Origin of the sequence: Streptococcus parasanguinis (assembly GCF_016648855.1) — a bacterium.
GTDB classification, from domain to species: Bacteria; Bacillota; Bacilli; order Lactobacillales; family Streptococcaceae; genus Streptococcus; species Streptococcus parasanguinis_L.
On the sequence record NZ_JACLQU010000005.1, the window covers coordinates 55,012 to 70,506 of the forward strand.

The following is a 15,495-nucleotide window of genomic DNA, read 5'->3' on the forward strand; positions in this document are numbered from 1 at the left end:
TCGATTTTCCATCGAGTTCGTCTTTTTATTGTTCTTTGGTTAATGAAAAACGGAAATCATTGTATTTGGTGTAGTCAAATTCTGTATTGATAGGCGCTGTGAAAACAATCGGGGTATAATGTCCTTCTTCTAAGACAAAACCTGGCTCCAGTCGGAAGTTGGCTACACCTAGACCTGTGATCCCAGGAAGCAAGGCATCAGCTCCATCCAATCCTTCTGACTCCCAATAGTAGATATTTCCAGTTGCTTTGACAGCTCTAGCCGTATAGGTCGCTGTCCGAGTTGGTTCGCTATCATTTTTGAAGCTAACCACTGTTGTCACATCTCCATTGGCATCCACTGTCATTTTAATCGCATCCGCTTGTGGACTAGATCCTACCCAAGTTCCCACCAATTCTGCAGGGACAGGAGCTTGCGTCGTAGTAGACGCATTCTCAGTCTTAGCAGAGTCTTTTGAAGCTGTCGCGCTACTGGCTTGAGTCGAAGAGCTAGCTGTATCGTTTGCTTGAGAGGAAGATGCTGCACTCTTTTTGCTATTGCTCTTGGCTTTTTTCTCTACCTTACTGGTAGATGCTTTTGCGGATGAGGTAGCTGTCTTTTTATCCTTTGCACCACAACCACCGAGAGCTAGACCAAGTGAAGCAGCCACCAGAACAGCGGCACTCCAACGGAAGATTGATTTTTTCATAAGATCACCTCTTTATCTTTCTGACTCCCATTATACTCCAATTGTTACAAAAATCAAGTTTTTTTGTAACAATTGTAATTTTTTTGTAACATATTTTTACATTTAAAATACCAATCGTAATAGGGCGATCAAGACAATTCCAAACAAAACGGTTCCCATAAGGTTTTTGTAACGAAAGGCTACAAAGAGACTGGGAATGGTCACTACTAGGTCCAACCAGTGAAACTGCGGGAGGCTTCCAATTTTCCCATCTACTAAGCTTGATAAAACCAAGGCAAAGATAATGGAAATAGGCAGGTATTTGAGAAAGCGGATTACAGGAGCCGGCAGTCCCTTGTATTTGACTAATAGGAAGGGCAAGATCCGAGGAATCCAGGTAACGAGGGCTGAGGCCAGAATGGCCATGAAGATATAACTATTCACGCGCATCACAGACCACCCCCACAAAACAGCCGATCAAGGTCGCAGCTAGCACAGCTAGCGGTTGCGAAACAAAAAAGAGTAAGAGAAAGAAACTCACTGCTACTGCTAACAGCACCATGAGCATAGTCTTGGTCTTTTCTGTCAGTTGCATTCCTTGAAACTGGGCTGCAAAAATCCCAATAAACATAGCCACTAAAGCAAAATCAAGCCCAAAAGCCTTTGGATCAGGTAGGAGAGATCCTAGAGCTGTTCCGATAACCGTCGCACTGATCCAGGCCACATAGCCTACTAGATTGTTCCCATGCATCCAAGGAACTGTAATGGTATCCGTCTTTAACTTCTCACTCAAGTAGACCCCATAACTCTCATCAGTCAGGAGGCTTCCAATCCCGATGGTATGAGCGAGACTAGCATCCTTAAAGTCAGACGATGTATGCAGACTCATCAACATATTACGGAGATTGATCAAACACACCGTCAAGGCCATATTCAAGATCGAAGAATGAGCCGCAATCAGAGAGATCATCGCAAACTGGGCCGCCCCAGCATAGACTAATACACTCATCAAGGCCATCTCCAAAGGAGAAAGATAGAGAGATGCCACCACACCACAAGCCAGGCCAATACTGATATAGCCCAAAGCCGTCGGTAGCGCGTCCCTCACCCCCTGCCAAAAATCTTTTTCCACTCTCTCACTCCTTTCTAAATCATTGACCTCTATTATAACACAAGAAAAAAGGTTGAAAAAGGACAACTGAGAGAGAAAGCTTTATAATCCCAGCCCTCCTCAATCTTTTATTCCTTCTATCATACCGAATTTTCTTTCGACTCGCAAATCCGCTACTAGTTGGTGAGATCCCAGCAAAAAAGCCATTGGACCTTGCACATCCAATTGGCTCCTTTTTCTTATTCAATTCCTTCAAAAGCTAGGCTTGGTTTGGCATTGAGGTCCCAGCCTGCGAAGTTTTCTTTGTTCCACTCACTGACACTGGCATAGGCGATCATCCCTGCATTGTCCCCGCAGAGGCGCAGAGGCGGAATGATGACCTTGACATCGGTGATCTCAGAAGCCAAGCGTTCACGAAGACCTTGGTTAGCTGCGACCCCACCAGCGACGACTAAGGTTTTGACTGGGTATTTCTCCAAAGCCTTCTTGGTCTTGGCCATGAGAATGTCTAATACGGCTGCCTGAAAGCTTGCAGACAAGTCTTCATTGGAGAGGTTTTCTCCTTTTTGCTGCGCATTATGGTGCAGATTAATAAAGGCCGATTTGAGCCCTGAAAAAGAGAATTCCAGATTGTCTTCCTTGATCATGGCCCGAGGGAAATCGTAGATATCAGATCCTTGGTGGGCCAGCTGATCAATTTCACGTCCTGCTGGATAGGTCAAGCCCATGACGCGCCCGACCTTGTCATAAGCCTCTCCGACAGCATCATCACGGGTCTCTCCGACGATCTTATAATCACCCGATTCACTGACGTAGACTAGTTCTGTATGTCCTCCACTCACCAGCAAGGCCAAAAGTGGAAATTCTAAGGGCTCGACGCTTTGAGCGGCCATCAAGTGCCCCGCCATATGATTGACAGGAATCAAAGGAAGTCCATGCGCCCAGGCAAAGGCCTTGGCTGCAGCTAGGCCGACTAAAAGAGCTCCAACTAGGCCTGGACCGTAGGTGACAGCCACAGCTGTGACATCGGCTTCAGTGATGCCAGCTTCTTCCAGGGCTTCTTCAATACAAGCAGTGATGACTTCCACATGGTGACGAGAGGCTACCTCAGGCACCACCCCTCCAAAACGCTTGTGACTTTCGATTTGACTGGCAATGACATTGGACAAGAGTTGGTCGTCATTTTTCAAGACAGCCACACTGGTCTCATCGCAAGATGTCTCAAAAGCCAAAATATATCTATCTTTCATTTGGGTTCCTCTTCATGATCACAGCATCCTCTATGGGATCGTGATAGTAGTTTTTCCTCCGTGCAATTTCTTCAAAATACATTTTTTTGTATAGGCCTTGGGCCGGTTGATTGGACACGCGCACTTCTAAGAAAATTTCTTTTTGGCCCGGCAACTGCGCGAGTAACTGCTGAGCTAAGCCTTGGCCTTGAAAGGCGCGCTTGACCGCAATCTGTAGTACTTCTGCTTCATAGAGAGTTTCTTGAATGGCGACAAACCCAAGGACTTGTCCTTCATCCACAGCTAGGAAATAGAAGATCGATTCCTGCTCTAAATCAGCTTCAATCTGCTCCAACTTCCAGGGGCTAGCTTCATAGACATCTTCCAGCACAGCGAGAATAGCAGCCGCATCCTGGTTGCTCCCTTTCCTGATTGTTCCTTTCATCATAGGCGCTTGATGTAAGAGGTCGTTGTTTCTGTGTGGTCTTTCAGCCAATTTTCCTCTGCTTCGACCCGTTTGAGATAATGAGGGACAAAATCATGGAGGCTAACAGGCGCTTGTTTGAGACCGAGACGTCCGATTTTCACTGCATCTGGCAGCGTTTCATAGTAAGCAGCCCTTGGCAGGCTAGAGGCGATCTGCTCCTTAAAGGGTGTGATTTCTCCGACAAAGGTGACCTGCTCACTCGTTGCTGCACGCTCTAGGACTTCCTCAAATGGAAAATGCCCTTCTGGTGCGACCAGCTGATCATCTTGGTAAAAACCTGCATAAACGTTGTTTCGACGGGCATCCATGACAGGCACTACCAAACCTTCTAGATCATCTGGCACTAGAGCTAAGAGGCTCGAAACCCCGACCAATTCAATCCCTAAGGTATGAGCCAATGTCTTTGCGGTTGCGACCGCAATGCGCAGCCCAGTGTAGCTCCCAGGACCTTCTGCCACCACGATGCGGTCCAAGTCCTTGGGTGTCAAGTCGATTTGTTGCATCAAAAAATCGATGACCGGCATCAAGGTAATACTATGATTTTTTTTAATGGTTAATGTTGTTTCTGCAAGTAGAGTCTCATCTTCTAAAATCGCTACAGAAAGAGCCTTACTCGAGGTATCAAATGCTAATAATTTCATTTCCTACTCCTCTTGAACTGGATTATATTATACTACAAATTCCCTTTAAATCCCAGCGAAACTCTCCTCCAGAGCGCAGGATTTTCATATCCAAAACCGCTCAAAAGCTTCTCTATTATAGGTCTTTGCCTCTCTGACTTTTCCAGTCTATCTTTTACTTACAGGCAAATTTATGATATAATGATAAATAATTGTATCGAATCAGGTCCACTAGTTGCGAGTAGGAAACTCTAGTGATTGCACTCCTCCGCAGCTAACAAATAGACCGAAATAATGAAAGGAAAATTACTTCATGATTTACAAAGTTTTTTATCAGGAAACAAAAGACCGCAACCCTCGTCGTGAAACCACGCATGCACTTTATCTCGATATTGATGCACCGAATGAACGCGAAGGACGCATCCAAGCACGTCAATTGGTTGAAGCAAACACAGATTTCAACATTGAATTTATCACACCACTTTCTGAGCAACACCTTGCTTACGAGAAAGAGTCAGGTGCTTTTGAACTAACGGAGTACTAATCCATGGCTTATACCTTAAAACCTGAAGAAGTTGGTGTATTTGCCATTGGTGGACTTGGAGAAATCGGAAAAAATACCTACGGGATCGAATACCAAGATGAAATCATCATTGTCGATGCCGGGATCAAATTTCCAGAAGATGACCTCCTTGGGATCGACTATGTAATCCCAGATTACTCTTATATCGTTGACAATATCGATCGCGTCAAAGCGGTCCTCATTACCCACGGACACGAAGACCACATCGGTGGGATTCCTTTCCTTTTGAAGCAAGCCAATGTCCCTATCTACGCTGGACCTTTGGCGCTTGCCTTGATCCGTGGAAAATTAGAAGAGCACGGCCTTCTTCGTGATGCCAAACTCTACGAAATCAACCAAAACACTGAGCTTCAATTTAAAAATCTTAAAGCAACCTTCTTCCGTACGACTCACTCGATTCCAGAACCTTTAGGGATTGTGATTCACACCCCTCAAGGAAAGATTGTCTGTACCGGAGACTTCAAATTCGACTTCACACCTGTTGGGGAACCGGCTGACCTCCATCGGATGGCGGCCCTTGGGGAAGAAGGCGTTCTCTGCCTGCTCTCAGACTCAACCAACGCAGAAGTCCCAACCTTTACCAACTCTGAAAAAGTAGTTGGCCAATCCATCATGAAGATCATCGAAGGGATTCACGGGCGCATCATTTTTGCTTCCTTTGCTTCGAATATCTTCCGTCTCCAACAAGCAGCTGAGGCAGCTGTGAAAACTGGCCGCAAGATCGTCGTCTTTGGACGCTCGATGGAAAAAGCCATCGTCAACGGAATCGAGCTTGGCTATATCAAGGTCCCTGCTGGAACCATTATCGAGCCAAATGAGATCAAAGACTATGCGGCCAATGAAATCCTGATCATGTGTACAGGAAGCCAAGGAGAGCCAATGGCAGCCCTCTCTCGGATTGCCAACGGAACGCACCGCCAAGTGCAACTCCAACCAGGAGATACCGTGATCTTCTCTTCTAGTCCGATTCCTGGAAATACAACCAGTGTAAATAAATTGATCAATACGATTTCTGAAGCGGGTGTAGAGGTCATTCACGGGAAGATCAACAACATCCATACCTCTGGACACGGGGGGCAACAAGAACAAAAACTCATGCTCCGCTTGATCAAACCAAAATACTTCATGCCTGTTCATGGTGAATACCGGATGCAGAAGATCCACGCAGGACTTGCGCGTGATTGTGGAGTAGAAAAAGACAATATCTTCATCATGAGTAATGGTGATGTCCTTGCCCTTACAGCCAACTCTGCTCGGATCGCAGGAAGCTTCAACGCTCAAGACATCTATGTCGATGGAAATCGTATCGGTGAAATCGGGGCTGCTGTCCTTCGTGACCGGAGAGACCTTTCCGAAGATGGTGTCGTGCTTGCTGTTGCGACTGTTGACTTCAAATCGAAGATGATCCTGGCTGGACCAGACATCTTGAGCCGTGGTTTTATCTACATGCGTGAATCAGGGGATCTGATCCGTGAAAGCCAACGCATCCTCTTCAACGCTATTCGTATCGCCTTGAAGAACAAAGATGCCAATATCCAAACCGTCAATGGTGCGATTGTCAATGCCCTTCGCCCATTCTTATACGAGAGCACGGAACGTGAACCTATCATTATCCCAATGATTCTCACACCAGATGACGAAAATTAACAAAACAACCAGTTGAGACCACTGTTTCAACTGGTTTTATGGTGACTTTTTGGGGATCAAAAAGAGAGTGGGACAGAAATCGGTCATTCGTTAGAATTCGATTTCGTCGTCCCACCTCCGCACAGTTGAGTAGGGCTGTAAAAGCTGATGAAATCAGCGTAGTAGAGCCCACTCAACCACTGCGTCTTGCTCGACAATCCAAAAACAATTGAGAGGCTAGGACTTTTGTCCTAGCCTCTTTACTCTTGTTTCTTAATAAAGATCTAAATAGTTGTCTACTTCCCATTGAGATACGAAGGTCGCATAGCTTGCCCATTCGATTCGTTTGGCTTCAAGGAAGCTGGTGTAAATATGTTCACCCAAGGCAGCTTTCACCACTTCGTCTTCTGTCAAGGCTTTCAAAGCATTGTGAAGGGTAGAAGGTAGATCTGTGATTCCAGCTGCTCTACGTTCTTCCGGTGTCATCACATAGATATTTTCTTCGATCGGAGCAGGTGCTTCAATTTTATTTTCAATACCGTGAAGGCCGACTTCAAGCAAGACTGCCAAGGCTACATAAGGATTGGCCATTGGGTCTACAGAGCGCAATTCCAAACGAGTTCCCATACCACGTGATGCTGGCACACGTACCAATGGGGAACGGTTGCGACCTGCCCAAGCGATATAAACGGGTGCTTCATATCCTGGCACCAAACGCTTATAAGAGTTAACCGTTGGGTTTGTCACCGCTGTAAAGTTATATGCATGCTTGATCAAGCCACCCAAGAAGTGATAAGCTGTTTCTGACAATTGCATGCCCTTTGGATCTTCTGGATCAAAGAAGGCATTGTTGCCATCTTGGTCAAAGAGAGACATATTACAGTGCATACCTGATCCGGCAATTCCAAATTTTGGTTTGGCCATAAAGGTTGCATACAAGCCGTGTTTACGAGCGATGGTCTTCACAACGAGTTTAAAGATTTGGATCTTGTCACAAGCGCGGAGAACTTCGTCATACTTAAAGTCGATTTCATGCTGACCAACGGCTACTTCGTGGTGACTAGCTTCTACTTCAAAGCCCATCTTGGTCAAGACATTTACGATTTCACGACGAGTGTTATCTGCAAGGTCTGTTGGAGCCAAGTCAAAATAGCCACCTTTGTCGTTTACTTCAAGAGTTGGATCTCCATTTTCGTCCAACTTGAAGAGGAAGAATTCCGGTTCTGGACCAAGGTTAAAGGATTTGAATCCAAGTTCTTCCATATGACGAAGAGCACGTTTCAAGTTGCCACGTGGGTCTCCTGCGAATGGTTCTCCTTCTGTCGTATAGACATCACAGATCAAGCCAGCTACGCTACCATTTTCATCTCCCCAAGGGAAGACTGTCCATGTATCCAAATCTGGGTAAAGATACATATCTGATTCGTTGATACGGACAAATCCTTCGATAGAAGAACCATCAAACATGGCTTTGTTTGAAAGAACCTTGTCCAGTTGCTCATCGGTAGCTGGAATTTCGACGTTCTTCATGGTTCCCAAAATATCAGAGAACATCAAGCGAATAAAAGTAACATTTTTTTCTTTTACTTCACGGCGAATATCTGCAGCAGTAATTGACATTTTTGTCTCCTTAAAATAGATTACAAGCTTATGAAATGATCAACGAAATTGACCATATGGCGATGGGGAAGATGTGAAGCGACTTTGCTGAAGAATGTCGCGATGAAGAGCCTTACGAATGGCTTCTTGGCTGACCACCTTGGTTTGCTCTTGCTCTTTTTCCGCATATCTCTTCTTGATATCCGCAATATTGAAACCATCTGAAATATAATCTTTGATCTCAAGCAGGCGGTCCATATTGTCCAATGAATACATGCGACGATTGCCTTCTGTCCGATCAGGAGAAATCAACCCTTGATCTTCATAATAACGAATCTGACGAGCTGTCAAGTCGGTCAACTTCATAACACTTCCGATCGGGAAGACAGCCAGTGAGCGTCGTAATTCCTTTTCCTTCATACCATTCCTCTTTCTATTCTATTATATCGAAAAAAAAATCTATGTCAAGATTAAATGTTATATAATCTTACATAGGTTTTTTGTGTTTCTTGAGAAAATCTCGAATGCGATCGACATCCGAATTGACCAAAATCGCAACAAAAACGCCGATAAAGGTCTCAAATATTCGGGCAAAAACATACAAGAAGGTTTCTCCGTTAGGAATCGAGAGAGTAATGATCAGCATTGCCGAAACTCCTCCGATAATTCCTGCTTTATTATTCATAGCGACATTTGTCATAATGGTTAACATAGTCGCAATTGGGACAAAAATCAGAGTCACCCAATACGCCCCATGAAAGAGCGTTTTTAAAAGGAAGAACAAAACAGCATAAAAACCTCCGATACTGTTGCCCATGACACGCGAAGCCCCGAAATGGACACTCTTATCAAAGTCTTCCCTCAAACTAAAAACAGCTGTCAAAGTCCCGATCTGAAGGCCTCGCCAGCCAAATATTCCAAAAATAAGTAGTACAATAAAAACGGCAATCCCTGTTTTAAAGGTTCTCATCCCCAAACGGAATTTGGACCAATCAAATTTGTGTCGTTTAAAGTAATCCATGGTCACCTATCTTTCTATTTCTATTATTCTACCATATTTTCAGAAAGGAGAGAACAGATATAAATAGAAAGAAAAAAGAGAGCGGGACAGAAATCGGTAATTCGTTAGAATTCGATTTCGTCGTCCCACCTCCGTACAGTTGAGTAGGGCTATAAAAGCTGATGAAATCAGCCTAGTAGAGCCCACTCAACCACTGCGTCTTGCTCGACAATCCAAAAATAATTGAGAGGCTAGGACTTTTGTCCCAGCCTCTTTCATTCTATTTAGATTATTTGTCTGTAAGAGCAGCCAATCCTGGAAGTTCTTTACCTTCAAGGAGTTCCATAGAAGCACCACCACCAGTAGAGATCCATGAGAATTTGTCTGCACGGCCAAGGTTGATCGCAGCAGCAGCTGAGTCACCACCACCGATGATTGATTTAACGCCTGGTTGTTTCACGATAGCGTCCATCACACCGATTGTACCAGCTTGGAAGTCAGGGTTTTCAAATACACCCATAGGTCCGTTCCATACAACTGTTTTCGCACCAGTCAATTCTTGGTCGAATTTAGCGATTGATTTAGGACCGATATCAAGACCAAGGAATCCTGGATCTACTGCTTCACCTTCAGTGTCTTTCACTTCAGTGTAGTCAGCAAATGCGTTCGCTTCTTTTGAGTCAACTGGCAAGATCAATTTGCCGTTTGATTTTTCAAGAAGAGCTTTCGCCACATCCAATTTGTCTTCTTCTACAAGTGAGTTACCGATTTCGATACCTTGTGCTTTGTAGAATGTGTAAGTCATCCCACCACCGATAAGGACTTTATCAGCTTTTTCAAGCAAGTTTTCGATAACACCGATCTTGTCAGATACTTTAGATCCACCAAGGATAGCTACGAATGGACGTTCTGGAGCTTCAACTGCTTCTTTGATGTAAGCAATTTCGTTTTCAAGAAGGAATCCAGCAACAGCTTTATCAACGTTTGCAGAGATACCAACGTTAGATGCGTGTGCACGGTGAGCAGTACCAAATGCATCGTTTACGAAGATACCATCTCCAAGTGATGCCCAGTATTTTCCAAGTTCAGGATCGTTTTTAGATTCTTTCTTGCCATCAACATCTTCGAAACGAGTGTTTTCAACCAAGAGAACTTGTCCATCTTCAAGAGCGTTAACAGCAGCTTCCAATTCAGCACCACGTGTAACACCTGGGATAAATTTCACTTCTTGACCCAATTTAGCAGCCAAGTCAGCAGCTACAGGAGCAAGTGATTTACCTTCTTTATCTGCTTCTTCTTTTACACGTCCAAGGTGAGAGAAGAGGATTGCACGTCCACCTTGTTCAAGGATGTACTTGATAGTTGGAAGAGCTGCAGTGATACGGTTATCGTTAGTGATCACGCCATCTTTTACAGGAACGTTGAAGTCAACACGAACGAGAACTTTTTTCCCTTTCAAGTCAACGTCTTTAACAGTCAATTTTGCCATTAGATATGACTCCTTCTATTTTTAATACATGATAATTATATCACAAAAGCTGTAAAAGAGGTAGAAAAATCCAATGCTTTTCCCTTCTAATTCACAGGATCCGAACGACACTTCTAGATACAAGATCAAACCTCTCTGGTTTTCACCAGAGAGGTTTTTTGAGAGTGACTTTTTAAGTGAACGAAAGAATCCTGTAAAAGACTTACTCTTCTTTCTTCTTACCAGCCAAGAGGAAGCCGCCTAAGGCTGCTAGGAGAACAGCTTCAGCTGCAAAGGAAGCTTCTAGGCTTGCCGTATTTGGCAAGTGTTCCGATTGACTTTCTTTGCTGGCATCTTTTGTTTCTTGCTGAACTGTTGGCTGTGAGTTCGCTCCTTGGTGGGCACTTAACAACTGATGGATCTCTTGATCAACCATATCCTTGTGTTCTTCCTCTTGATGACCCGGTTGAGTAGAAGTCGTTGTGGCCAACTGATCCACTTGAGAAGACTCTGTAGGCTTCAATGGATTAGCTGGATCCGGAGTCACTGGGGCAGCTGGTTGGACTGGTTGATTTGGTTGAGCCGGTTGAACAGGCTGATCTGGTTTAGCCGGTTCTTCTGGTTGGATCGGTTGATCTGGTCCTTCCGTTTTTGCTGGCTTATAGACAATCGCATAGTGGGTAAAGTGAGGTGCTGTAAAGATGACTACATCTCCGACTCTCTCAAAGGCCAAGGATTGAGGAGCTTGACCTTCTGTGAAGAAGAGAACTTGCTCCACTTCTTTATCCTTATCCACAGGGATTTGCACAAGGGATGGATGGTGGGTATCGATATCTTGACCGCTTGCATCCACGCCTTCAATATCAAAGACGATTCCTTCTCGACCCTTCAGCTCTTCTTTTTCTGCCTGATTGGCTTCAACTTTTGCGACTTTCAGTCCTTTGACAACGGTTGGCTCTAAGTTGGAGAATTGAACTTCGACTCCAGTCGCAGGGTCTACAAAGACCGCTGGCTTATCTTCTTTCAGGAGCCCAATCAAGGTCTCTAGACCTGTCTTAGCTGTTTCAAGCGCTTCAGGAGTGAGCTCTGAAGAAGCTAGGAGCTCTTTATTTTTCTCAACCAGTGCCTGCAAAGCCTCACCAGAAGGGTGATTTGGCTTGCTTGCTAATAGAGCAGTCGCTTCTGTTGTTAGGGCAGAGAGAGCTTCATTTTCTTTGGTTAGATTAGCTTGACCATCCAAGGCTTTCAAGAGAGCGGTCAATTGGTTCAACTGCTCATTGACTTGATCTTGTGTGCTGGTATCATGCTCTTTCAAGACTTTTTCAGAAGCAGCCATTCCAGCTAGCAAGGCTTCTTTGACTTCTGGAGTGGCAAATGTAAAGTCTACTTTAGCTTTTGCAGCTTCAGCTTCAGCCAATTTTTGCTTGAGGTATTCATCGTTGAGAGCTGGTTTTGGATTGACGAGGACATCAAAGCTTGTGCTAGCTCCTTTGTAATGGACAGTGATGGTTTGGCGACCTTCCTTAGTCGTATCAAAGCCAGTCACTTCCACACCTTCATCTGTCAAGGCGTGCGTTTCGGTTGTTTCATCATCAAAGACAACTGTAAAGCGTCCGCCATCTTTCTCCAATGCTTCTCCGACAATATATTCCACTTTTGGTTTGTCGGTCAATTCTAGACCAGCAACTGCTTTTTCACCTGCTTCCTCTGCACTGACTACAAAAACAGTGAGAGTCTTATCCAATTTCTGACCAAGGTAAGAAACTTCTAGGTGTTGTTCTCCCAGCTTGCTACTATCAAATCCATGAATCTCTACACCTGAGTTGGTGAGGTTGACCAGTTGATCTGCTTGGCCATCTTTATAATGAACACGGAGTGTTGCTCCTTTCAAGGAAAGAGCATCCCCTTCCCGGTAGACCTTCTTGGTCAAACCATCTTCAAATTGAAGTCCCGCAATTTCTTTATCATTCTTTGGAACTTCGATCGCTAGAACATTACTGATATCTTTGCCAGGTTCTTGCGCACGGTAGTAGAGAAGAGATGGGGTTGATTCAAAAGCGAGCGGTTTAAAGATGAGATTTCCAGCTTGATCGGCTGTCATGGTCGCAATTGGACTGGTCGCTTCTTTATCAGCATAAAGAGTCAGTGTAGTATTGGCCGGAACATCTTTGAAGCCGACTTGGACAAAATGATTGCCTAAGCTTTGCGCTGCAGCATGTTTCATCGGGATGTTGACCGTTTCAGTATCCAGACTTTCATACATCTTCCAGTTGTAAATCCGGATGGCTTGCCATGGGGTTCCGTTATCTGCCGTAATGACATGGAGACGCCAGTCTTGAGCCTTGATTGGATGGTCGAGTGTAATGTCGGACACATGGGCTTTATTGCCACGAACTTCCTTAGCGAGCTTCCACTCACCCGCTTCATCCTTGTAGTAGAGATCAAAGTCACGGGTATTCATCTTGCCATCGTCGACAGATTCTCCACCCGCACCGGCATGGTCCATGACCCAACGAACAATGGTCCGTGGTTGTGTCAAGCGAATATCGACGGTTCCACTCAATTGAGCAGAAGACCATTTATCTGAAAGACTGGTAATGGTCCCATTTAACATACCTTCAATGCCTTCACTACCATCCGCATCTGGGAAGCTCGAACCGATCACTTTGGCTCCAATGACTACGTTTGGCGCTAAAGCTTTTGGTAGACTGGTATCTGACACGGTCATGCCCCAATCAAAGGCTACAGTTCCCGCATCCGAACGTTGACCATTCTTTCCAACTGCCACAACCTTGAGTTCCTGAGTGGTTCCTTCAGCACTTGCTGAACGGCTAACTTTTGGTAGATAGACGGTTGTCGCAGAAGACCCTGTTAAGAGACGCCAGTTATCGCCATCTTTTTCATAGACTTCATAATAATCCGCATCTGCTACCCCTTTAAAATTGAGGACTGCTTCTGCTTCTTGCGCATTTTGTAGGCGTTTTGCCCGAACGGATACTTCTGCTGGAGTCGCTGGTTTCTCTTGGTTCGACGTAATCGACAATTGGCCGAGATTAAATTTGTAGTCTTTAACATCCGTATCATGGTCAAAGAACATCTTCACAGCATAAATGGTCTTGCCAGCCAAACTTCCCAAATCAAAGGTTTGAGTAGACCAATCTGCACTCGGTGTCAATTCTTTCCATTCGTATTCAGAGTAGTCTTCTTTGGTGGCAACAGCTACCCAGGCAGCTGCTCCGATCCCACCTTTATGACTGACGCTCAATTTTGTCGTTTCTGTCACAGGAATCTTGGTCGAATAGAGCATGACATTTTGACTGCTATTGGCTTTTAAATCTCCTTCAAAGGCTAGAGAATTTCCTCCATTGTAGGCTTGATCAAAATCATAACGACCTTTCAATGGCACACTATCCTCACTATGCTCTACCCACCAACGCCATGTTGGAAGGTAGCCAGAAACAGAACGGTAGTTCCACTCCCCTTCTTTAGAAATCTTGCCATCCACAAACCAGTGTTTTCCGTGTCCAGTATTGAAGGAAGTATTGAAATTTTCACTTGTAATAGGAGTTTTGTCCACTACTAGATTGGACATACCGTACCAAGATTGGTCTGCTGGTTTTCCTTTAGTCGGATCTCCTTGGAAACCTGTCCAGAATAGATCTTCATGGGTATGGTAACCTTCTCCAGTCTTTCCTAGCCCTGTAATGGTATCAGGTGCATAAAGACCAAGAGATAGACGCAACTTGCCATGTTCATCTAAAATGGCATTCCAGTCTACATTAGTCTTATAAGAGCCTCCTTTTTGGAGCTCGAGTCCAGCTAGAACATCATAAGGATTCCGATGAATCCATTTAGCTGTACTGATGGAATAATCCACTTCTGATTTGCCCCAGTTAAAGTTAGCAAAGAAGGTATCAACTGGATTTTCCCCATTTTCTGGCTGCATGAAATTGTAGTTGTATTCTCCCAGCGCATTCTCATGGTAACGGCCATATTCATAGGTCATAGCATCATACCAGGAATACTTAATCGGATAGTTCAGACTTTTCGCATATTCCTTGGTATAAAGAAGAAAATCTCTCAATTTTGGACCCAATGGTTCTACAAGATTTCCGGTCGTTTCTTGGTTGATAAAGTAACCATCAAAGCCATAGTACTTGGCAAGTTCGACTAATTTACGGGCGATCGGGAAAGTTTTAGAGCCTTCACTATCTTCTTTCAAGGTTTCTGCAAAATGTTCTTGATCCTTGATGCTGCTAGACCAGTTATAAAAGAGTGTTCCATAAATAGGAACCCCATTTCGGTGGGCTGCATCGATCACATCTGCTGATGGAACCAGTCCTTCCCAAAAGACCATGGAATCCAAATATTGCCAGTAATCAAAAGCATAGGCCTTAAACTCTTCCCCGCCGACAGACGCATGATCCTTGGCTTTGGAGTTCATGTTTGACAGCGCTTGGATCTTCGCTTCAGGGTTGGCTTGTTCATTAATTTGTTTCCCTTGAAAGCGGCTCGCAAGTGGAACGCTTGCTCTGTTCATATCGTCATCCACTCGTTTTCCTGGTTCCCACTTCAAGAGATCGTCCCAGGTATCGAACTTAACTTCTTTGGGTCTTAATTGTTTTTCTTCATTGGTTGGTAAATCGGCCACTTTTTCTGCAGCAGCTTTCGGTTTTTCAGTCTCTGAAACAGCTGGAGTATCTGTAGTTGTCGAGCTAGCTTCTGTACTTGTAGGACTAGCCTCCGGAGCGACCGCTTCTGCGACTGGTTTTTCCGTTTCTGCAGCAGGCAAGGCCGCATCTGCAGTATAGACGCCAGCTTCTCTCACTAGATGATTGACATCTTCTGTCGCTACTGAAGATGTTTCTAAGGGTTGTTCACTAGTAGAAACTGTCTCATCTGCAGAGACAGCTCCTGTTCCTAAAAATGCTAACCCAATCAATGCGGAGCAAACTCCCACACTGAATTTTCGTATACTAAATCGTTCTTTCTTTTCAAATAGATGACCTTTCATCTTGACCTCCTTGTATGGTTTTTTTCTTTTTCTTGAGCGATTTCCATTGGCTCCTTTCTCTACGAACTGTAATCGCTTTCATTTTATTGTA

13 protein-coding genes are annotated in these 15,495 nt (G+C 44.6%); 2 read left to right on the forward strand and 11 right to left on the reverse strand.

What is annotated here, in order from left to right:
- Positions 1 to 25: 25 nt before the first annotated feature.
- The 6 genes from H7T92_RS04630 to tsaB form a co-directional block, all read right to left on the reverse strand.
- A complete protein-coding gene (locus H7T92_RS04630) occupies positions 26 to 688 on the reverse strand; it encodes a hypothetical protein (protein WP_201037213.1) in 663 nt (220 codons plus the stop codon).
- A 102-nt stretch (positions 689 to 790) separates the two neighbouring features.
- Positions 791 to 1,117, reverse strand: coding sequence for an AzlD domain-containing protein (locus H7T92_RS04635; protein ID WP_175742838.1), 327 nt, complete (start codon positions 1,115 to 1,117; stop codon positions 791 to 793).
- Positions 1,104 to 1,799: an AzlC family ABC transporter permease gene (locus H7T92_RS04640; protein ID WP_201037214.1), complete on the reverse strand. Its 696-nt coding sequence runs from the start codon at positions 1,797 to 1,799 to the stop codon at positions 1,104 to 1,106. The genes H7T92_RS04635 and H7T92_RS04640 overlap by 14 nt, the downstream gene beginning before the upstream one ends.
- A 218-nt stretch (positions 1,800 to 2,017) precedes the next feature.
- On the reverse strand, positions 2,018 to 3,028 hold the full coding sequence (gene tsaD / locus H7T92_RS04645; protein ID WP_201037215.1) for a tRNA (adenosine(37)-N6)-threonylcarbamoyltransferase complex transferase subunit TsaD: 1,011 nt from the start codon (positions 3,026 to 3,028) through the stop codon (positions 2,018 to 2,020).
- Positions 3,018 to 3,455, reverse strand: coding sequence for a ribosomal protein S18-alanine N-acetyltransferase (rimI, locus tag H7T92_RS04650; RefSeq protein WP_201037216.1), 438 nt, complete (start codon positions 3,453 to 3,455; stop codon positions 3,018 to 3,020). The genes tsaD and rimI overlap by 11 nt, the downstream gene beginning before the upstream one ends.
- On the reverse strand, positions 3,452 to 4,135 hold the full coding sequence (gene tsaB / locus H7T92_RS04655; RefSeq protein WP_201037217.1) for a tRNA (adenosine(37)-N6)-threonylcarbamoyltransferase complex dimerization subunit type 1 TsaB: 684 nt from the start codon (positions 4,133 to 4,135) through the stop codon (positions 3,452 to 3,454). The genes rimI and tsaB overlap by 4 nt, the downstream gene beginning before the upstream one ends.
- A gap of 292 nt (positions 4,136 to 4,427) precedes the next feature.
- Here tsaB and H7T92_RS04660 point away from each other — a divergent pair, with 292 nt between their 5' ends.
- Positions 4,428 to 4,658 carry a DNA-directed RNA polymerase subunit epsilon gene (locus H7T92_RS04660; RefSeq protein WP_003008866.1) on the forward strand — a complete coding sequence of 77 codons (231 nt, stop codon included), beginning with the start codon at positions 4,428 to 4,430 and terminating at the stop codon, positions 4,656 to 4,658.
- A gap of 3 nt (positions 4,659 to 4,661) precedes the next feature.
- Positions 4,662 to 6,344, forward strand: a complete 1,683-nt coding sequence (rnjA, locus tag H7T92_RS04665; RefSeq protein ID WP_070586717.1) for a ribonuclease J1 — start codon at positions 4,662 to 4,664, stop codon at positions 6,342 to 6,344.
- Positions 6,345 to 6,596: 252 nt separating this feature from the next.
- On the opposite strand, the gene glnA is transcribed toward rnjA, so the two are convergent.
- The 5 genes from glnA to H7T92_RS04690 form a co-directional block, all read right to left on the reverse strand.
- The gene (glnA, locus tag H7T92_RS04670; RefSeq protein ID WP_003016943.1) at positions 6,597 to 7,943 is read right to left on the reverse strand and encodes a type I glutamate--ammonia ligase; all 1,347 of its coding nucleotides are present in this window, start codon (positions 7,941 to 7,943) and stop codon (positions 6,597 to 6,599) included.
- Positions 7,944 to 7,982: 39 nt separating this feature from the next.
- Positions 7,983 to 8,342, reverse strand: a complete 360-nt coding sequence (locus H7T92_RS04675; protein WP_201037218.1) for a MerR family transcriptional regulator — start codon at positions 8,340 to 8,342, stop codon at positions 7,983 to 7,985.
- A gap of 67 nt (positions 8,343 to 8,409) precedes the next feature.
- Positions 8,410 to 8,943: an FUSC family protein gene (locus tag H7T92_RS04680; protein ID WP_003008874.1), complete on the reverse strand. Its 534-nt coding sequence runs from the start codon at positions 8,941 to 8,943 to the stop codon at positions 8,410 to 8,412.
- Positions 8,944 to 9,211: 268 nt separating this feature from the next.
- Complete coding sequence (locus H7T92_RS04685) at positions 9,212 to 10,411, reverse strand: phosphoglycerate kinase (RefSeq protein WP_003008876.1); 1,200 nt, start codon at positions 10,409 to 10,411, stop codon at positions 9,212 to 9,214.
- Positions 10,412 to 10,613: 202 nt separating this feature from the next.
- The gene (locus H7T92_RS04690) at positions 10,614 to 15,404 is read right to left on the reverse strand and encodes an endo-beta-N-acetylglucosaminidase (RefSeq protein ID WP_201037219.1); all 4,791 of its coding nucleotides are present in this window, start codon (positions 15,402 to 15,404) and stop codon (positions 10,614 to 10,616) included.
- Positions 15,405 to 15,495 lie beyond the last annotated feature (91 nt).